The following is a 19,428-nucleotide window of genomic DNA, read 5'->3' on the forward strand; positions in this document are numbered from 1 at the left end:
TCTCCACCTGAGCGGGCGAAATGCCCGGGTTCGCCCGCAGGGCGACCCGGGCATTTCGCCCACTCGCGGAGGACTCGAGCGGCCGGCGGGAACGCCGCGGCAGGCGGGGTGGAACGAACCGCCTGGAGGCGCGACGCAGCCCGCCGGGGTCGCCACGGGCCTCCAGGCGGTCGCCGGCAGTGCTGTCGGCTCGCGTCGCGGCCGAGCGGGCGGAACATCCGGGTGCGTCCGCCCAGTGGGCCCGGCATTTCGCCCGCTCGCGGTGGGGGCGCAAGTCCGAGCGGGAACGCCGCGGCAGACGGGTGGAACGAGCTGACTGGAGGCGCGGGGCGGCCTGCCGGGGTCGTGACGGTCCTCCAGCCGGTCGCGTGCACCGCCTGCGCTTCGTGTCCCGGACGAGCGGGCGAAATACCCGGGTGCGTCCGGAGGGCGACCCGGGCATTTCGCCCGTTCGCGGATCCGACCCACGGAACGGGCCGATGCGGGCACGGGCACGGGCACGCACGCCCCCCCGCCCGCGGCCCGTACGGGAGGCACGCAGGGCGGGAATAGGATCGAGGACATGGCAACCGCGAATGACCGCCTCGTCTGGATCGACTGCGAGATGACCGGCCTCGACCTCGAGGTCGACGAACTCGTCGAGGTGGCCGTGGTCATCACCGACTTCGACCTCGAGCCCGTGCACCCCGGGTTCGACATCGTCATCAAGCCGGACCAGTCGGCGCTCGACAACATGAACGAGTTCGTGACGAACATGCACGTCACCTCGGGCCTCATCGAGGAGATCCCGAACGGCGTGAGCCTGGCGGACGCCGAGTACCAGGTGCTCGAGTACATCCTCGAGCACGTCCCCGCCGAGGGCTCCGCGCCCCTGGCCGGCAACACGATCGGCACCGACCGGGCGTTCCTGTCGAAGTACATGCCGCGCGTCGACGGACACCTGCACTACCGCAGCGTCGACGTGTCCAGCATCAAGGAACTCTGCCGCCGCTGGTTCCCGCGCGTGTACTTCAACGCGCCGGAGAAGCACGGTGGGCACCGTGCCCTCGCGGACATCCTCGAGTCGATCCGCGAGCTCGAGTACTACCGCCGCGCCGGCTTCGTCGCCGAGCCCGGCCCGAGCACCGACGACGTGCGCGCCGTGCAGGCCGACGTCGTGGCGAAGTGGGAGTCGCGGCTGGCGCAGCCCACGGCCGAGTAGCGACACGGGTGGTCCGCACCCCGTCCCGCATGTACTACTATTGAGTGGTCGCGCCGGTCCGCCGGTTCGAACATGGTGGATATAGCTCAGTTGGTAGAGCGCCTGGTTGTGGTCTAGGAGGTCGCGGGTTCGAGACCCGTTATTCACCCCAGTACTGAAGAACAGACGAAGGCCCCGGTCCGTTGGACCGGGGCCTTCGTCGTTCCGCGAACATGTTCGGGTCTTGTGTAAAATATGTACTTCTGTATATTGTAGATCAGTGCAGACCCGATCCTTTCGACCAGACATCCAGGGCCTCCGTGGGATCGCCGTCGCCGTGGTCGTCCTCGACCATGCGTTCCGTTGGCCGAGCGGTGGGTTCCTCGGCGTCGACGTCTTCTTCGTGATCTCCGGGTTCGTCATCACCGCAGGGCTGCTGCGTGAACACGGGCGGACCGGACGGATCCGCCTCCGGGCCTTCGCCGCCCGCCGCGTGCGCAGGCTCGCGCCGGCATCCCTCCTCGTGATCCTCGTGACCACGGCTGCGGCCTGGGTCCTCCTGCCGACGAGCAGGTTCGCTTCGGTCGCCGCCGATGCCGTCGCCTCCGTGCTCGCCGTGCAGAACTGGCGGTTGGCAGCAGCGGGCACCGACTACTTCGCGGCGACGGCAGCCGCCTCACCGTTCCAGCACTTCTGGTCCCTCGCGGTCGAGGAACAGTTCTACCTGGTGCTCCCGGTCCTCCTGCTGCTCCTGCTCGGGCGTCGCGCACGCCGAGACGATCGAACCGTCGGGCGCTCGGCACGTGCAACCGTCGTGATCGGCGGCCTCACGGTGTGCTCTCTCGCGTGGGCCTTCGTCGCTGCTGCGGTCGACCCTGCCTCCGCGTACTTCTCGACGGCGACGCGTGCATGGGAGCTCGGCGTGGGTGTCCTCGCCGCGATCGCTGTGCACCGTGCCCGGTCGGTCCGCCCGTGGGTCGCGGAGTGCATGGTCGTCATCGGACTCGGCGCGATCGCCGCGTCCGTCCTGCTCGGGCGGGAGAGCCTCGGCATGCCGGCACCGCTCGCACTCGTCCCGACGCTCGGTACCGCGCTCATCCTGGTCGCCGGAGCCGAAGCCGGAACCGGAGCCGGCGCCAGCTCCCGCTCCAGCTCTGGTCCCGCACCCACCCGCACGGCCTGGGCAGCGGCACCGCTGCGCTGGCGTCCCCTCGTCGGACTCGGGACGGTGAGCTACTCGCTCTACCTCTGGCACTGGCCGTTCATCGTCCTGCTGCCCCTCTTCACATCGCTCCCCGTCGGCATCGCGGTCGTCCTCGCACTGCTGACGTCGATCGCGAGCTACGCAACGGTGGAGACCGCCTTCCGGCACCGCGGCCTCCGCGCCACGCTGCAGGAACACCGTCTGCGGCTGCAGGTCGGCGCGCTGGCCGCGCTGACCGTGCTCACCCTCGTCACCGTCTCGGGAACCGCCGAGCGGCTCCGGCCGCTCCCACCGGTTCCCGCTGCCGCGCCCGCCGCCGGGGACGACACCGACCTCGCCGCCGACGACTCGTTCCCGGCGCTGCAAGCCCGCGCCGACGCCATCGCAGCAGGGCTGGGCGCGCGATCGTGGCCGGACGACCTGACGCCGAGTGCCGAGGCGATCAGCGCCCCTGGCTACGCAGACTCCCTGACGAAGACCTCGAGTTGGGCGCCCACCCTCGGGTGCTCCGTGATCGGTGCCGATTGGCGCGCGGACTCGTGCACGTGGGGCGCCGCTCCGGGGACGTCCGTGATGCTCACTGGCGACTCCACCGGTGCGTTCTCGGCGCCGGGGTGGAGAGCGCTCGCAGAAGCCCCCGACGCCGATGTGCAGGTCCGGAACGGCGCACAGATCGGCTGCCCCTTCTCCACGACGGCGCTCACCTCGGACGTCGACACCTGCGCCGCCCACAACGCGGAGGTGCTCGCCGAGCTCGAACGGACGACCCCGGACGTCCTGGTCGTGACGAACCGGTTCTGGGACAAGGAAGACCCGAGCCTCGAAGGGATCACGCGAGAGTCCTACGAATCCGGCGTCAAGGGGATCATCGAGGCTGCCCGACCGCACGTCGGCCGCGTCGTCGTCGTACCCGCCACCCCGCCGGGGTACGCGCCGACCGGCTGTGTCGCCGGCACCCGGGGGCCACAGGACTGCCGAGAAGGCGATGCGACAGCCCGCGCCCAGATGCGTTCCCTGACCACCCTGCTCGACGACGTCGACGAGACCACGGTGCTCGACACGACCCCCCTCTGGTGCTCGTTCGGTACCTGCCCGCTGCTCATCGGGAACGTCCTCACCCGCTTCGATCCGGTCCACGTCACACCGGAGGCTTCACAGGCATCGGCGCCGGCGCTGCTCGACCTGCTCCGGAAGGAGGACATCCTGCCGGGTGTGCGACCATCGACCCCGTGATGGAGATGTCCGCCGAGGCCTTCGAGCAACTCGTGACCGACGAACTCGACCTGCTCCCCGACGAGATGGTCGACGGGCTCGACAACGTGGTGTTCGTCGTCGAGGACGAACCGGAGAACGGCGAAGAGCTCTTCGGTGTCTACGACGGCATCGCAGCCACCGAGCGCGGGCAGTACGGCTTCGGCGAGCTGCCCGACCGCATCGTGGTGTTCCGGAAGCAGCACCTGGCCGAGTGCGACACCGTCGAGGAGCTCAAGGACGAGGTGCACACCACCCTCGTGCACGAGATCGGGCACTTCTACGGCATCGACGACGAGCGGCTGCACGAGCTCGGCTGGGCGTAGCGGCCAGCGACGCGCCCGCGCACCGCACCCGCACCGCACCCGCACCCGCGCCTCAGAACCGCGTCGGCCCCACCTCGTGGTACTTCTCCCACGCCCCCACCGGCCCCCGCCCGTGCAGCGCGTACTCCCCCACGAGCCGCTCCTTGTAGACAGCTGGGTTGTGCGACGCCACCACCCGCGCGTTCCGCCAGTGCCGGTCGAGCGCACGCGTCCGGTCGGTCGCTGACGCCCCGCCGACCTCGAACAGCTCGGACGCCGACCGCAGCACCCGCGGCCCGATCTCGACCTGCGCCTGGTACACGGCGTTCTCGGCCGCGTCGAGCAGCACGCGGTCGACACCGGCCCCGGGTTCGTTCGTCGCGACGACCCCGTCGAGCAGCCCGGCGGCGGCGGCGACGAGCGACCGGGCGGTGAACGCGCCGGCCGACAGTCGCCCGAGCACCGCGAGCACCTGCGGGTCCTGGCCCGGCACGGCCGCGTTGGCGTGGATGTACGTGCGGGTCCGTGGTCGCACGAAGGCCACGGCGTCGTCGGACACCGCCTGCCCGATCCCGGCGAGGACCGCCAGCAGGTACAGCTGGTAGAAGGCCTGGATGTGCGACAGCGGAGCGTCCCGGTACGCCGACACCACCGACGGGTCGACCGACACCCCGTCGAACACGGTCGTGCCGGACGCTGTCAGCCGCTGCCCGAACCCGTCCCAGTCGTCGATGCTCTTCACGCCCGGCGCGGAGGCGTCGACGGCGAACGTCACGCGCTCCCCGTCGCGGTCCGCCGCCAGGTATATCCAGTCCGCGTAGAGCGTGCCGGTCGAGTAGAACTTCCGCCCTTCGAGGCGGAGGAGATCACCAGCCGGCGTCACCGTGGTCGAGATGTCGGCCAGCGTCGTCCCGGTCCGCTCCGAGGTCGCGTTCCCGATGATCGCGCCGCCGACGATGCGCTGGAGCCACTCGTCGCGCGACGCGGAGTGCGGCCGCAACAGCACCAGTTCGGTGTACCCGAAGTGTCCCCGCCACAGGTGCGCGATGTTCGAGTCCGCCGCCGCCAGGTCCGCCACCAGGTGCGCGAGTTCCACCAGCGTCACGCCGAAGCCACCGCGGTCCTCCGGCACGCGCAACCGCCCGAACCCCGCGTCGGCGAGCGCCCGGACCTCGGCGTGCGGCAGCGGCCGGTCGCCCGGCTTCCCGGACGCCAGCTCACGCTCGACCGCGCCGTCGCGGATCATCGCGAACACGGGAGCGAAGCGGTCGCGCAGGGTCGACAGACGGTCGGCCGGGAGGCCCGGCGTGCGCCCGTCGGTCGTCGTCGCGTCCGTCATGCGGGCACCTCCACCGCACGGGCTGCGTCCGCGACGCCGCTCGCGCCACCGGAGAACGCCCCGCGCCACTGCCGGGCCGGGTGCGAGTCCGGTAGCTGCGCGTGGCCGAAGAGCTTCTCGCGCAGGGTGCCCTCGCGGTACTCGGACTGCATCAACCCGCGCTCCTGCAGGGTCGGTGCGATGTGGTCGACGAACTCCTCGTAGGAGCCGGGCAGCGTCCAGTTGATGACGTTCACGCCGTCGACGCCCACCCGCTGCCAGTCGGCGAGCTCGTCGGCGATCTGCTCCGGCGTACCGACGACCCGGGCGCGGAGCTTGGCGGACAGGCGGGCCAGGTCGGCGATGGTCGGCTCGCGGCCCCCGGCGGCCTCGCGGAGCCACTGCAGGTGCGACTGCCCGGCGTGGGTGCGGACCTCGGACAGCGGGGTGTCGGGGTCGAGGGGCTCGCCGGTGTCCGCGTCGAAGCCGAGGTTCGAGTGCACCAGGAACCCGTCGGCGGCCAGGTACTCGTCGATCTCCGCTTCCTTGGCCTTCGCCTCGGCCTCGGTCGAGCCGGTGACGAAGGTCAGACCGAGGAAGAACGCGATGTCGTCGCGCCGCCGGCCGGCGGCCGCGGCCAGGTCGCGGGTCTCCCGGATGAGCTGTTCGGTGGCGTCACGGTTCGAGGTCAGGATGAACTGGGCCTCGGCGTTCCGGGCCGCGAAGGCTCGGCCGGCGGGCGAGGACCCCGCCTGGAACAGCACCGGCGTCCGCTGCGGTGACGGTGCCGACAGGTGCGGACCCTGCACGTCGTAGCGGGCGCCGTGGTGGTCGATGCGGTGCACCCTGTCGGGGTCGGCGTAGCCGCGGACGGGGTCCTTCAGGACGGCGCCGTCGTCCCAGGATCCCTCCCAGAGCTTCGCGCAGACCTCGAGGTACTCCTCGGCCCAGACGTAGCGCTCGTCGTGCTCCTCGAGCCGGTCGGCGCCGAAGTTCCGGGCGGCGCTGTCGAGGGCGCTCGTGACGACGTTCCAGCCGATGCGACCCCGGGTGATGTGGTCGAGCGTGGAGACCTTGCGGGCGAAGTCGAACGGATGCGCCTGGATGACGCTCGAGGTGAACGCCAACCCGAGGTGCTCGGTCGACACGGCGAGCGCGGAGAGCAGCACCGAGGGGTCGTTCGAGGGGATCTGCAGCCCCTCGCGCAGGTTGGTCGAGTAGTCGCCGCGACCGGGGCCGTAGGTGCCGACGACGTCGGCGAAGAACACCGCGTCGAACTTGCCGCGCTCGAGGGTCCTCGCCAGGTCGGTCCACAGCGTCACGTCGTCGAAGTCGGCCTGCCGAGCGTCGGGGTGCCGCCACAGGCCGTGCTGGATGTGCGACGTCGTGTTCATGACGAAGGCCGCGAAGCGCAGCGGGCGGTTCGGTGCATCGCTCATGCGACCCATCGTGGTCGGCGGGCACCGCCCGCCGACAGCGACGTGACCTCACGTTACGCGTGGTGTTCCCCGGCGCAGTGGACGCGACCATGCTCCTGAGGCATGCCGAGCCAGACCACCGTCACCGCGCCTCCCGGCCGTCCCGCCGCACCGTCGACCAGCGCGACCCGTCGTCGGGTCGCGCTCGCGTCGTTCATCGGGACGACCGTCGAGTACTACGACTTCTACCTCTACGCGACGGCCTCGGCGCTGGTGTTCGCACCGACGTTCTTCCCGTCCGTCACGCCCGCGGTCGGGGTGATCGCATCGTTCGCGACCTACGGCGTCGGGTTCGTGGCGCGGCCGCTCGGCGGGGTGGTCGCCGGGCACCTGGGCGACCGGATCGGGCGGAAGAAGCTGCTCGTCGCATCGCTGGTGCTGATGGGCATCGCGTCCACGCTGATCGGGGTGATCCCGTCCGCCGCGACCATCGGGGTCGGCGCCGTCGTGGCGCTCGTGTTCCTGCGGCTGCTGCAGGGTGTCGCTGCCGGAGCCGAGTGGGGCGGCTCGGCGCTGCTGTCCGTCGAGCACGCGCCCGAACGGCACCGCGGGCTGTTCGGGGCGTTCACGCAGATGGGGTCGGCCGGTGGGATGCTCCTGGCGACCGGGGTCTTCACGCTCGTGCGGTCGCTGCTCGGCACCGAGGCGTTCCTGGCCTGGGGCTGGCGGCTGCCGTTCCTGTTCTCCGCCGTGATCGTCGCGGTCGGGCTCGTCATCCGGCTCGGCGTGCAGGACGCCCCGGTGTTCCAGGAGCTGCGTGCCTCGGGTGGGGTCGAACGGTTCCCGGTGTGGCAGGCGATCCGGCAGCACCCGCGGTCGATCCTGGTGACGGCGGGCCTGCGACTCGTGCAACCGGCGCTGTACTCGATCCTGACGACGTACGCACTGACCTACCTCGGCAACGTGCGGGGGCCGTCGGGCTCGGACGCGGGGCTGCAGGCCGTGCTCGTGATCTCGGCGGTGTCGCTCGTGTCGACGCCGTTCTGGGGGTGGCTGTCCGACCGGGTCGGGCGGCGGGTGCTCACGATCTGGTCGGCTGTGGGCATCGCGGTGCTCATCTGGCCGTTCTTCGCGTTCCTCGACGCCGGGCCCCTCGTGCTGCTGCCGCTCGTGGCGCTGATCGGGATGTGCGTGTTCCACGACAGCATCTACGGCCCGCAGGCGGCGTGGTTCGCGGAGCAGTTCCCGACCGGGCGGCGGTACTCGGGGATGTCGCTCGGCTACCAGATCGGGTCGATCTTCTCGGTGGGGCTGACGCCGCTGCTGGCCGCGGTGTTCGTGCAGTTGGGCGGTGGCTCGCCGTGGATCCTGTGCGGGTACCTCGGGGTGTACGCGGTGCTGACGATCGTCGCGGCGGTGTTCGCGGTGGATCCGCGGGCGGCGGCGCGGCGGGCGGGCGGCGCGGGCGCGGACGCGGGCGCGGGCGGGGGCGCGGGCGCGGGCCGAGTCTCGGCTTGACGGACAGTTCTCGCCTTCCGTAGCCCGAGAACTGTCCGAGGACGCGTGACTCGCGGCCGCCGCAGGGCGCTACGTCCGCAGGACCACGTCGGCCAGGGCGGCCGGGTCCTCGGCGGCGATGAAGGCCTGCTCCTGCGCGGCCCAGCGGTCCCACTCGCGTGCGAAGACCTCGCCGTCGCGTCCGATCGCCCGGTCCCAGCGCACGGCGTCGTCGGCCTCGAGCCACACACGCAGCGACGCCAGCGGTGCCGACGCCCGCGACAACGCCCCGCAGCCCTCCACCACGATCGGCAGGTCGGGGTCCACCGACGTCCACTCCGCGGGTCCGTCGGCGTCCCAGTCCCACCGTCGGTAGCCGCTCGGCGCTCCGAGCACGTCGGTCACCAGGGCGTCCGAAGCCGCTCGCAGGCCGTCCCAGCCCGGGTAGAGGTCGTCCAGGTGCACGAGCTGCGCTCCGAGCTGTTCCGCGACCTGCGCGCCGAGGGTCGTCTTGCCCGTGCCGGACCGGCCGTCGATGAGCACGACGGCACGGTGGCCCGTGGCGGCGGCGACACCGGCGGCAGCAGCAGCGAGGCCCGGGGCGAGGTCCCCCGCGGTCGCGCCGGTCGCGCCGGTCGTGCCGGCCCCGCCCGTCGTGCCGGTCGTGCCGGTCGTGCCGGCCCCGCCCGTCGTGCCGGCCCCGCCCGTCGTGCCGGCCCCGCCCGTCGTGCCGGCTCTGCCCGTCGTGCCCGTGGCACGTTCCGCGTCAGGCACGCCAGGTCCCCGTGCTCACCGCGACGGCGATCGACACCGCGCCGATGCCGACCAGCACCGCCACCGTCGCCCACTCCGGCCCGGCGAACCGCGCGACCCGCGCCCAGGTCCGCCGTCCGGGAGCGCCGAACCCGCGTGACTCCATCGCCACCGCCAACGTCGTCGCCCGGCGCAGCGCGAGCACGAGCAGCGCGAACGCCATGGTCGCTCCGCGGCGCAGCCTCCCGGAGTCCGCCAGTCCCCGGGCACGCCGGGCCATCGCGAGCTGTCGCCAGTCGTCGACGAGCAGCGTCATCATCCGGACGGCGGCGAGGGCCCCGAGCACGAAACGCGCGGGCAGCCGCAGCACCTGCGCGAGCCCGTCCGCCAGGTCGGTCGGGTCGACCCGCACGAAGAGCGCGATGGCTGGCACCCCCACCGCGAGGACCCGGAGCGCGGTCGCCAGCGCGAGCGTCAGCGATCCGTCGGTGACGTGCGCGAACCCGAGGTCGAACCACTCCCGACCCGAGGGTCTGCCGTACAGCGCGATGCTCACCGCCGTCAGCGGCACCGCGACCAGCACCGGTGCGAGTCGGAAGAGCAGTGTCCGGACCGGCAGGCGCAGGAGCGGCAGGAGCGCGAGTTCGAGCGCCAGGGCGACGGCAGCCGAGACGACGTCGAGGCTCAGCACCAGGCAGACACCGAGTGCGAGCACGCCGATCAGGGAGGCGACGGGCTGGACGCCGGAGATGCCGGTCGCGCGCGCGGCCAGCGGTCGTCGCGTGGGGTCCGACGCGTCGGTCGCGGCGGTCCGGTCCGTGTCGGCGGTCCGGTGCGTCCCGGCGGTCCGGTCTGGAGGCCCGGGGCGGTTCCCGGCTGTCGGTCCCGTCTCCGGGATGGCCGCGTCCGACGGCCCCTGGTCGCGCCCGACGGATCGCGCGCCGTCCGGCCCGAGGACGACCTCGTCGGCGTCGAGTGCCCGGACGAGGTCGCGGTCGTGGGTGACCGCCACCACCGCGGTGCCGGCATCGGCGAGTGCTCCGAGGCGCCCCACGACGGCCTGCCACGTGGCACGGTCCTGCCCGGAGGTCGGTTCGTCGAGCACGACGACCGGCGGACGGGCCGCGATGGCCGAGGCGATCGCGAGTCGTCGCTGCTCGCCGCCGGACAGGGTGAACGGGTTGGCGTCGGCCAGGTGTGCGAGCCCGAACTCGTCGAGCAGCGCGGAAGCCCGTTCCGCTGCGTCGGGCGCACCGAGCACGCGGGGGCCGGCTTCGACCTCTTCGCGCACGGAACGGGCGACGAACTGGTGCTCCGGGTCCTGGAACACCGTGCCGATCCGGGCCGCGAGTTCGCGGCTCGTCCAGGTGTGGGGCGTCGTGCCGATGCCGTCGGCCAGGAGGTCCGTGGCGTGGAGCTCACCGGCTGCCGGCGGGAGCAAGCCCGCGAGGGTCAGACCGAGCGTCGATTTGCCGACGCCGTTCGGTCCGGTGACCGCGAGGACCTGCCCGGCTCGGAGCCCGAGGTCGATGCCGTTCCCGACCGGCCGCTTCCCCCGTGCCGTGCCGAGCCCCCGCGTCTCGAGCAGCACCGTGGTCCCCGCGCCGTGCTCCCCCTCGCCCGCGCCGAGCGCCCCTTCGCCGAGCGGGCGGAATGCCGCAGTCACCCCGCCGGGCGACCCGGGTATTTCGCCCGCTCGTCCCGCCGCACGCTGCCCTCGCGCAGAACCGCGCTCCGGCTCGGCACCGGGCACCCAGACCCCGGCCGCGGTGAGCGCCTCGCCGTGGGTCGCCAGCACCTGCGCCGGCGGACCGTCCGCGACGACGCCGCCCGCCGGTTCGAGCAGCACGAGCCGGTCGACCAGGTCGAGCCAGGTGCCGATCCGGTGCTCCACCACGAGCAGCGTCGCCCCGGTGTCGTCGAGCAGTGCCCGGACGGCGTCGTGCACCTGCGCCACACCCTCGGGGTCGAGGTTGGCGCAGGGCTCGTCGAGCACGAGCGCACCGGGCCGCATCGCGAGCACGCCGGCGAGCGCCAACCGCTGCCGCTGCCCGCCGGACAACTGCGCGGTGGAGCGGTCGAGCGGCAGGTCGAGGCCGACGACGTCGAGCGCGGACCGCACCCGGTCCCAGGTCTCGTCGCGGGGGACGCCGGCGTTCTCGCAGCCGAAGGCCACGTCGTCGCCGACGCGGGACATCACGGTGTGCGCCTCGGGGTCCTGCATGACGAGGCCGACACGCCCGCGGACCGCGCGGGGGTCGGACTCGTCGACCAGGAGTGTCCCCTGCACCGACGCCGCGGTGGCGTCGGTGGCGTCGGGTTCGTCGGGCAGCACGCCGGCGACGGCTCGCAGGAGCGTCGACTTGCCGGCCCCGGACGGTCCGACGACGGCCACGCGCTCCCCCGGCTCGACGACCAGGTCGACTCCGCGGACGGCCCAGGCGTCCCGTTCCGCGTACCGCCAGCCCCAGCCACGGAACACGATGCGCGCCCCGCGGACGCCGACACCGGCATCGCCACCGGCAGAGGTGGGCGTCACCGACGGAGCGGGCACGGTCACACCAGGGCGCGGGGTTCGCGACGGCTGTGCTCGCGGCCGGCGGCGAAGGACGACAGCACCCCCGTGCGGGCGAGTGCCCGCACGATCAGCCAGGAGCCCGCTCCCGCGATCACGGCACCGGAGATGACGGCACAGATCACGTAGACGACCTTGAAGGCGACGTCGAGTCCCGGGTACCAGAGGACGGTGTCGTTGACGCCGAGCGCGAGCCCGGCAGCGGCACCGGCGAGGACGACGACCGGCAGGCGGTAGACGCGGTACAGGAACAGCGCGAGGACGATCTCGGCGCCGAGGCCCTGGACCAGCCCGGCCTCGAGGGTGAGCCATCCCCACTGCGTGCCGAACAACGCCTCGACCGACGCGGCCACCATCTCGCCGTAGAGCGCGGCGCCGGGCTTCCGGACGACGATCGCGACGATCGGGCCGGCGAGCAGCCAGACCCCGCCGAACAGGGCCTTCGTGCCGGGGAGCACGAGGTCCATGACGGCGCTGATGGGTTCGTAGCCGAACTCCCAGACCCGGAAGACGACTCCGAGTGCCACCGCGAGCACACTCGCGACGACGATGTCGACGACCCGCCAGCGCAGCGATCGCCGCGGAGCGGTGGTGACGGTTGTTGACGTGCCTGAAGGCATGCTGCTGACTCCTCCCTGCGCCGGCATGATCCGGATCAGGTTCGACGGTCGGAGCGCCGATCGCTCCCTCTCAGCCCGGCGGTCCCGGACTCCCGTGTGTGTGCCAGCAGTCTAGACGCGGTCGCGACCGCGTGAAGGACTGGAGGCCCGTGGCGGCGTCGCCACGGGCCTCCAGTTGCGTCAGGTGGTCACTTCTTGAGCGCGCGCACCAGCTTGCGCAGGACACGCCCGGCCACCCACACGAAGGGGATGCCCACGACGATCAGTGAGATCGGGTTCGGCTCGAACACCAGGTCCTTGCCCGGGCGACGGACGTAGGCGCCGACGGGGGCCGACAGGCCGCCGCCACCGCCGCCACCGTTCTCGTCGTCCCCGCCGCCACCGAAGCCGAACCAGCTGACGGACACGGTGATGACGGTCTGGTCGCCGACCTCGACGGGTTCTCCGTAGTTCGTGGAGACCCCGAGCGGGCGGACCTGGTCTGCGATCTTCGAGACGATGTTGGCCATGCGCGCGACGCTACTCGTCCGTTCCTCAACAGGCCGCGGGGCGCCTCACGCATCCACAGCTGGGGCTTGTCTGCGGACGCGGACGAGTGCCGCCGATATGTTGGCCGCACCCACACCTGGAGGACCGTTTGCACACCTGGCCCGGAAACCCGTACCCGCTCGGGGCGACCTACGACGGGAGCGGCACGAACTTCGCGCTGTTCTCCGAGGTCGCCGAGCGCGTCGAACTCTGTCTGTTCGATTCCGACGGCAACGAAGAATGCGTCCGCCTGCTCGAGGTGGACGCCTACGTCTGGCACGCGTACCTCCCCAACATCGGTCCCGGGCAGGAGTACGGCTTCCGCGTGCAGGGCCCGTACGACCCGGACTCCGGCGCGCGCTGCAACCCGTCGAAGCTCCTGCTCGACCCGTACGCCAAGGCGACCAGCGGTGAGATCGACTGGGACCAGTCGCTCTTCTCGTACACGTTCGGCGACCCGGACTCGACCAACGACGAGGACTCCGCGTCGCACATGATGAAGGGCGTCGTGATCAACCCCTTCTTCGACTGGCAGGGGGACCGTCCGCCACGCACGCCGTACGGCGAGACCGTCATCTACGAAGCACACGTCAAGGGCCTCACCGAGACGCACCCGGACGTACCGGAAGAGCAGCGCGGCACCTACGCCGGCGTCGCCCACCCTGCGGTCATCGAGCACCTGCAGCGTCTCGGCATCACCACGCTCGAGCTCATGCCGGTGCACCAGTTCGTGAACGACTCCACCCTGCAGGACAAGGGGCTGTCGAACTACTGGGGCTACAACACCATCGGTTTCTTCGCGCCGCACTCGGCGTACTCGTCGTCGGGCGACCAGGGCCAGCAGGTCCAGGAGTTCAAGACGATGGTGCGCGAGCTGCACCGCGCCGGCATCGAGGTCGTCCTCGACGTCGTCTACAACCACACCGCCGAGGGCAACCACCTCGGCCCGACGCTGTCGTTCCGCGGCATCGACAACGCGGCCTACTACCGCCTGGTCGACGACGACAAGAAGTTCTACATGGACTACACGGGCACGGGGAACTCGCTCAACGTCGGGCACCCGCACTCGCTGCAGCTCATCCTCGACTCGCTCCGCTACTGGGTGACCGAGATGCACGTCGACGGGTTCCGCTTCGACCTGGCGTCGGCGCTGGCGCGCGAGTTCTACGAGGTCGACCGCCTGTCGGCCTTCTTCGAACTGGTCCAGCAGGACCCGATCGTGTCGCAGGTCAAGCTCATCGCCGAGCCGTGGGACGTCGGCCCCGGTGGCTACCAGGTCGGCAACTTCCCGCCCCAGTGGTCCGAGTGGAACGGCAAGTACCGCGACACCGTCCGTGACTTCTGGCGCGGTGAGTCGTCGACGCTCGGCGAGTTCGCGTCCCGGATCTCGGGCTCGGCCGACCTGTACGAGCACGACGGTCGCACGCCCAAGGCGAGCATCAACTTCATCACCGCACACGACGGCTTCACGCTGTACGACCTGGTGGCCTACAACGAGAAGCACAACGAGGCCAACGGCGAGGACAACAACGACGGCGAGAGCCACAACCGGTCGTGGAACTCCGGCGCCGAGGGCCCGACCGACGACGAGGCCGTGAACGCCCTGCGGCTGCAGCGCCGCCGGAACTTCCTGGCGACCCTGCTCCTGAGCCAGGGTGTGCCGATGCTCGCGCACGGCGACGAACTCGGTCGGTCGCAGTCGGGCAACAACAACGTCTACGCGCAGGACTCCGAGCTCAGCTGGATCGACTGGGACAGCGCGGACGAAGACCTCATCCAGTTCACCGCCGACGTGGTGAAGCTGCGGCACGACCACCCGACGTTCCGCCGGACCCGGTACTTCAACGGCCGTCCGGTCCGTCGTGGCGAGGGCGAGCCGCTGCCCGACGTGGTGTGGCTGACCCCCTCGGGCGACGCGATGGACCCCGAGGACTGGGACTCCGGCTTCGGCAAGAGCGTCGGCATGTACCTGAACGGCGAGGGCATCCGCGGCCGCGATGCCCGCGGTGAGCGCGTCACCGACGTCGGCTTCATCACGTACTTCAACGCCCACGACGACGTCGTGACCTTCACGCTGCCGCCCGAGGAGTACTCCCCCGGCTGGACCGTCCGGATCGACACCGCGGACCCCGGCGCCCGTGACGAGGTGCTCGACGCGGGCACCCCGCTCGACGTCCCCGCACGGTCGATGATCGTGCTCCGCGCCGAGCCCGACCACGAGGTCACGAGCACCCCGGTCGACGCCGAACAGGACGGTGCCACCGAACCGGCAGCACCGCAGGACGCCGTCACCCCGGTCAACCCGGCCGGGTCCACCGCACCGAGCGGAACCGCCCGATGACCGCCGGAACGCCCGGCGCCGCGAACCGCGTGCCCGCGTCGACGTACCGCCTGCAGGTCTCCGCCGACTTCGACCTCGACGCCGCGCGCGACCTGGTCGGCTACGTGCACGACCTCGGCGCCGACTGGCTGTACCTGTCGCCCGTGCTGCAGGCCGAGTCCGGGTCGAACCACGGCTACGACGTGGTCGACCACACCCGCGTCGACACCGACCGCGGTGGCGACCAGGCGATGCGGGCGCTGGCCGAGGCCGCGCACGCCGTCGGCCTCGGGGTCATCGTCGACGTGGTGCCGAACCACGTCGGTGTCGCGACCCCCGAGTCGAACCCGTGGTGGTGGTCCCTGCTCGAACTCGGCCAGGGCTCGCCCGTGGCCTGGGCGTTCGACGTGGACTGGGAAGCCGGCGACGGCAAGCTCCGGGTCCCCGTGCTGGACGACCGGCTGCTCGACGCGATCACGCTGGACACGTCCGACGCCGAGCGTCCGGTGCTCCGCGTCGGTGAGACCGCCTACCCGACGGCGCCGGGCACGGTGCACGACGGCGACACCGTCGAGACCGTGCACGAGCGCCAGCACTACGCGTTCGTGCACTGGAAGCGTGCCGACCACGACCTGAACTACCGCCGGTTCTTCGCGGTGAACACCCTCGCGGCGATCCGCGTGGAGGAGCCCGAGGTCTTCGCGGCCTCGCACGCGGTCATCGGCGGCTGGTTCCGCGACGGGCTCGTCGACGGCCTGCGCATCGACCACCCGGACGGGCTGTACGACCCGGCGGGCTACCTGCAGGATCTGGCGGAGCTGACCGGCGGGGCCTACACCCTCGTCGAGAAGATCCTCGAGCCCGGCGAGCAGCTGCCGAGCTCGTGGCCGGTCGACGGCACCACCGGGTACGACGCCCTCGGGGTGCTCGACCGCGTGTTCGTCGACCCGGCGGGCGAACAGTCCCTGACCGCGGCGTCGGGCGCCGAACCGACCGACTGGCAGCAGCTCACGCACGACACCCGACGGGGCATCGCGGACGGCATCCTCGGCAGCGAGGTCGAGCGGCTCGCTCGTCTGCTCGCACCGAGTGCCGTCACGGCGACGATCACGCACGAGCGGATCGTCGACGCGGTCGCCGAGGTCGTTGCCTCGTTCGACGTGTACCGCACGTACCTGCCCGAGGGCGCCCACCACCTGATCACCGCGCTCGAGCGCGCCGCCGCGGCCCGCCCGGACCTCGACGACGTCATCGACCGGATCGCACCGGCACTCGTCGACCCGACGAACGCCGCGGCCCTCCGACTGCAGCAGACCAGCGGCATGGTGATGGCGAAGGGCGTCGAGGACACCGCGTTCTACCGCACCTCGCGCCTGTCGTCCCTGAGCGAGGTCGGCGGCGACCCGAGCGTCTTCGCGGTCTCGGTGGCGGACTTCCACCAGGCACAGCGCGAACGGCTGGGCAGCTGGCCGCACACCATGACGACGCTCACCACGCACGACACGAAGCGCAGCGAGGACACCCGCGCCCGCATCGCCGTGCTGGCCGAGCTCGGCGACGAGTGGGCCGCCACGCTCGAGCGGCTGCAGTCGCTCGTGCCGCTGCGGGACCGCGTGTTCGCCGACCTGCTCTGGCAGGCGATCGTCGGCGCGCGGCCCGCCAGCCGCGAACGTCTGCACGCCTACGCCGAGAAGGCCTCCCGCGAAGCCGGGGACAGCACCACGTGGACCGAGCCCGACGAGGCGTTCGAGCAGCAGATGCACGCGATCGTCGACGCCGCGTTCGACAACCCGGACGTGGTCGTGGTGCTCGACGCCCTCGACGGGCAGATCGACGCTGCCGGGTGGTCGAACGGTCTCGCCCAGAAGCTCGTCCAGCTCACCGCCCCCGGCGTCCCCGACGTCTACCAGGGCACCGAGTTCTGGGACCGCTCGCTGGTCGACCCCGACAACCGACGCCCGGTCGACTACGCCGAGCGGCGTCACGTGCTCGCGGAGCTCGACGGCCCCGACGACGACGGCCCCGAGGACCTGCGGGCCATCGGCATCGACGGAGCCGCGAAGCTCCTGGTCACGACCCGCGCACTGCGCATCCGACGGGACCACCCGGAGCTGTTCACCCGGTACCTGGAGCTCGAGGCCACCGGAAGCGCGGCCGACCACGTCATCGCGTTCGACCGCGGCGGTGCCGTGACGATCGCGACGCGGCTGCCGATCGGCCTCGGCCGGGTCGGCGGCTGGGGCGACACCCTGGTGCACGCCGTCCCGGTCGAGCGCATCGACCTGCTCACCGGCCGACACGTCCCCGCTGACCGCGGGATCGCGCTGGCCGACCTGCTCACCACCTACCCGGTCGCGCTGCTCGTGCCCGCCGACGCGGTCGGTGCAGCCGGCCACGCCGACGCGGTGACCGCCGTGTCCGACGCGAGCGGTGCCTCCCGGCCCGCCGCCGGCACGACGGACGCCACCGAGTCCGACGCGCAGGCCGAGATCGACATCTTGGAGGGTCACGCATGACCGCACCCGACCGTTACGCCGTCTGGGCGCCCGAGCCGGAACGGGTCCGGCTCGTCGTCGACGACGTCGAGTACCCGCTCACCAGGGGCACCGACGACTGGTGGTCCACCGACTCCGTGATGCCGGTGGTCGGTGCCCGGTACGGGTTCCGCATCGGCGACGACGACGCGGTCCGACCGGACCCCCGGAGCCGGTACCAGCCCGAGGGCGTGCACGGCCCGTCCGAGGTCGTCGACCCCGCTCGGTTCGCGTGGACCGACGAGTCGTGGACCGGACGCCCGGCCCGCGGCGCCGTGATCTACGAGATGCACATCGGCACCTACACGCCCGAGGGCACCCTCGACGCCGCCGCCCAGAAGCTGGACCACCTGGTCGAGCTCGGGGTCGAGTTCGTCGAACTGCTCCCCGTCAACGCGGTGAACGGCGAGTGGAACTGGGGCTACGACGGGGTCGGCTGGTTCTCGGTGCACGCGCCGTACGGCGGCCCGGACGCCTACGACCGGTTCGTCGACACGGCGCACGCGCTGGGGCTCGGTGTCATCCAGGACGTCGTCTACAACCACCTCGGCCCGAGCGGGAACTACCTGCCGCTGTACGGCCCCTACCTGCTCGCCGGGCTCGGCAACACCTGGGGCGACTCGGTGAACGTCGAGCACCCCGAGGTCCGTCGGTACGTCCTCGACAACGTGCGCATGTGGTTCCGCGACCACCACGTCGACGGGCTCCGGCTCGACGCCGTGCACGCGATCCGCGACACCACCCGCCCGCACGTGCTGGCGTCGATGGCCGACGAGACCGACGCCTACTCGTCGTTCATCGGGCGTCCGCTGTCGCTCATCGCGGAGTCCGACCTCAACGACCCGGTGATGTTCCGGCCGCGCGAGGCCGCCGGGTACGGCCTCGCCGGACAGTGGTCCGACGACTTCCACCACGCCGTGCACGTGGCGCTCACCGGTGAGACGAACGGCTACTACGCCGACTTCGCTCCGCTCTCGGCGCTGGCGAAGGTCCTCCAGGACGGCTTCTTCCACGACGGCACCTGGTCGTCGTTCCGCGGCAAGCGGCACGGCCGACCGATCGACCGCGGGACCTCCCCCGCGACGGCCCTGGTCGTCGCGAACCAGAACCACGACCAGATCGGCAACCGGGCCGCCGGCGACCGGCTGGCAGCGACCCTCGACGACGAGGGGCTCGTGATCGCCGCAGCCCTGACGCTCCTCGGGCCGTTCACACCGATGCTGTTCATGGGCGAGGAGTTCGCGGCCTCGACACCGTGGCAGTTCTTCACCTCGCACCCGGAGCCCGAGCTCGGCACGGCCACCGCCGAGGGGCGCATCGCCGAGTTCGCCGAGCACGGCTGGGACGAGTCCGCCGTGCCGGACCCGCAGGACCCGACGACGTTCACGAACTCGAAGCTCGACTGGGCCGACGTGAGCTCGGAGCGCGGTGCGGCGATCCTGCGCGCGTACCGGGTGCTGATCGCCCTGCGTCGCACCGACCAGGCGTTCGTCGACCACCGGTACGAGGCGAACGCCGTCCGCTTCAGCGAGGACCATCGCTGGCTCGTGCTCACACGCGGACTGCTCGGCCCCGACGTCACGCCGGTGCACGTCGTCGTGAACTTCGCCGATGACGCTGCCGAGGTCCCCGTCCCTGAGGCCGAGGGCGAGGAGCTCTACGGCTTCGGGGCGACCGAGGTCGATGCCGGCGTCGTCCGGTTCCGCGGCCGAGGCGTGGTCGTGCTGCGCTAGCCGCCCGGACGCGTCCGCGTGCTGCGCGAGCCGCGCGTCCGCGTGCTGCGCGAGCCGCAGTCCCGCACACACGAACGGCGACGAACCCCCTGGTTTCGTCGCCGTTCGTGCGTTGGTGTGTTCGTGTGTTCGTGGCCTCAGGCCGCGTGGTCGGCCACCGCGTGCGCGTTCTTCCGCACGGAGGGCAGCTTG

Annotated in this window: 13 protein-coding genes, 1 tRNA gene and 1 riboswitch; of the genes, 8 read left to right on the forward strand and 6 right to left on the reverse strand. The window is 71.9% G+C overall.

The window, feature by feature from the left end:
* Nucleotides 1-562 precede the first annotated feature (562 nt).
* The 4 genes from orn (at nucleotide 563) to H489_RS23170 (ending at nucleotide 3,961) form a co-directional block, all read left to right on the forward strand.
* On the forward strand, nucleotides 563-1,201 hold the full coding sequence (orn, locus tag H489_RS23155; protein ID WP_017886054.1) for an oligoribonuclease: 639 nt from the start codon (nucleotides 563-565) through the stop codon (nucleotides 1,199-1,201).
* Between the two features lie 75 nt (nucleotides 1,202-1,276).
* Nucleotides 1,277-1,352, forward strand: a tRNA-His gene (locus tag H489_RS23160).
* 108 nt (nucleotides 1,353-1,460) lie between these two features.
* Complete coding sequence (locus tag H489_RS38020; protein ID WP_167578283.1) at nucleotides 1,461-3,617, forward strand: acyltransferase family protein; 2,157 nt, start codon at nucleotides 1,461-1,463, stop codon at nucleotides 3,615-3,617.
* Nucleotides 3,617-3,961: a metallopeptidase family protein gene (locus H489_RS23170; protein WP_017886056.1), complete on the forward strand. Its 345-nt coding sequence runs from the start codon at nucleotides 3,617-3,619 to the stop codon at nucleotides 3,959-3,961. The genes H489_RS38020 and H489_RS23170 overlap by 1 nt, the downstream gene beginning before the upstream one ends.
* Nucleotides 3,962-4,013: 52 nt before the next feature.
* Here the strand turns inward: H489_RS23170 and H489_RS23175 are convergent, their stop codons facing one another.
* On the reverse strand, nucleotides 4,014-5,279 hold the full coding sequence (locus H489_RS23175; protein ID WP_017886057.1) for an acyl-CoA dehydrogenase family protein: 1,266 nt from the start codon (nucleotides 5,277-5,279) through the stop codon (nucleotides 4,014-4,016).
* Nucleotides 5,276-6,697 (reverse strand): LLM class flavin-dependent oxidoreductase, encoded by a 1,422-nt coding sequence (locus H489_RS23180; RefSeq protein ID WP_017886058.1) that lies wholly within the window; start codon nucleotides 6,695-6,697, stop codon nucleotides 5,276-5,278. The genes H489_RS23175 and H489_RS23180 overlap by 4 nt, the downstream gene beginning before the upstream one ends.
* A 102-nt stretch (nucleotides 6,698-6,799) precedes the next feature.
* Here H489_RS23180 and H489_RS23185 point away from each other — a divergent pair, with 102 nt between their 5' ends.
* Nucleotides 6,800-8,194, forward strand: coding sequence for an MFS transporter (locus H489_RS23185; RefSeq protein WP_017886059.1), 1,395 nt, complete (start codon nucleotides 6,800-6,802; stop codon nucleotides 8,192-8,194).
* Between the two features lie 69 nt (nucleotides 8,195-8,263).
* Here H489_RS23185 and H489_RS0118370 read toward each other — a convergent pair whose 3' ends face one another.
* The 4 genes from H489_RS0118370 to H489_RS23200 form a co-directional block, all read right to left on the reverse strand.
* On the reverse strand, nucleotides 8,264-8,947 hold the full coding sequence (locus H489_RS0118370) for a hypothetical protein (protein WP_017886060.1): 684 nt from the start codon (nucleotides 8,945-8,947) through the stop codon (nucleotides 8,264-8,266).
* Entirely contained in the window at nucleotides 8,940-11,465 is a 2,526-nt protein-coding gene (locus tag H489_RS23190) for an ATP-binding cassette domain-containing protein (protein ID WP_040419036.1), read from the reverse strand. Before H489_RS23190 ends, H489_RS0118370 begins: the two co-directional genes overlap by 8 nt.
* Nucleotides 11,466-11,482: 17 nt before the next feature.
* Nucleotides 11,483-12,121 carry an ECF transporter S component gene (locus tag H489_RS38595; protein ID WP_017886062.1) on the reverse strand — a complete coding sequence of 213 codons (639 nt, stop codon included), beginning with the start codon at nucleotides 12,119-12,121 and terminating at the stop codon, nucleotides 11,483-11,485.
* Nucleotides 12,116-12,227: riboswitch (TPP riboswitch) on the reverse strand. Its footprint overlaps the gene before it by 6 nt.
* Nucleotides 12,228-12,309: 82 nt before the next feature.
* A complete protein-coding gene (locus H489_RS23200) occupies nucleotides 12,310-12,630 on the reverse strand; it encodes a hypothetical protein (RefSeq protein ID WP_017886063.1) in 321 nt (106 codons plus the stop codon).
* 128 nt (nucleotides 12,631-12,758) lie between these two features.
* Between H489_RS23200 and glgX the strand changes: the two genes are divergently transcribed.
* The 3 genes from glgX to treZ are packed head-to-tail and all read left to right on the forward strand — an operon-like array spanning nucleotide 12,759 to nucleotide 19,236.
* Nucleotides 12,759-14,990 (forward strand): glycogen debranching protein GlgX, encoded by a 2,232-nt coding sequence (gene glgX, locus H489_RS23205; protein WP_017886064.1) that lies wholly within the window; start codon nucleotides 12,759-12,761, stop codon nucleotides 14,988-14,990.
* A complete protein-coding gene (treY, locus tag H489_RS23210; RefSeq protein ID WP_017886065.1) occupies nucleotides 14,987-17,485 on the forward strand; it encodes a malto-oligosyltrehalose synthase in 2,499 nt (832 codons plus the stop codon). The genes glgX and treY overlap by 4 nt, the downstream gene beginning before the upstream one ends.
* Complete coding sequence (gene treZ, locus H489_RS23215; RefSeq protein WP_017886066.1) at nucleotides 17,482-19,236, forward strand: malto-oligosyltrehalose trehalohydrolase; 1,755 nt, start codon at nucleotides 17,482-17,484, stop codon at nucleotides 19,234-19,236. Before treY ends, treZ begins: the two co-directional genes overlap by 4 nt.
* The last annotated feature ends 192 nt before the right edge of the window (nucleotides 19,237-19,428 follow it).

This window comes from Curtobacterium flaccumfaciens UCD-AKU (assembly GCF_000349565.1).
GTDB classification, from domain to species: Bacteria; Actinomycetota; Actinomycetes; order Actinomycetales; family Microbacteriaceae; genus Curtobacterium; species Curtobacterium poinsettiae.